The following is a 516-nucleotide window of genomic DNA, read 5'->3' on the forward strand; positions in this document are numbered from 1 at the left end:
GGATGCCATGCTCTGCCATCAGTTTGCCCCAGGTGCTGTTAGCGAAAATCATCAGCTCAGCCACCATCTTATCAAGCGGCGCACCACGCTTACGGCGCACGATGCTGACCACATCATCTTCAACATAGAAGTTAAAATCGACGCGATTATTTTGTTCCGGCTTCATGCCGAAACTCTCACGCTTGGCCATACGACCCTGCTCCAGCACCAGCGCCCATTGCCAGATACGGGCGATTTCAGCTTTATGCGGATAATCACCGGCATCATTGGCGAGGTTTTCTTCCGTGACCAGCGCATCCAGATCGTTATGACGCAGGTTGGAAGCCATGGTGATCGCTTCCACTTTGGTCTCGGTACTAACTACACTCCAGTCCGCAGTATTCAGGGTCGCATACAGCGATAAAGCCGGACGGCTTTGCCCTGCACCCAGCGTGAATACATCCACCAACTCATCTGGCAGCATGGTGATTTTATCGCCGGGCATGTACACAGTAGACATGCGGCTGCGCGCGAGCT

The 516-nt window shown here is 53.7% G+C and carries 1 protein-coding gene; it reads right to left on the bottom strand.

What is annotated here, in order from left to right; genetic code table 11:
• A partial coding sequence (locus KDM89_RS19520; protein ID WP_212689561.1) for an RNB domain-containing ribonuclease occupies positions 1-516 on the bottom strand: 516 nt, incomplete at both ends.

Source organism: Cognatundibacterium luofuense (assembly GCF_018139685.1).
GTDB lineage: Bacteria > Pseudomonadota > Gammaproteobacteria > Burkholderiales > Burkholderiaceae_D > Undibacterium > Undibacterium luofuense.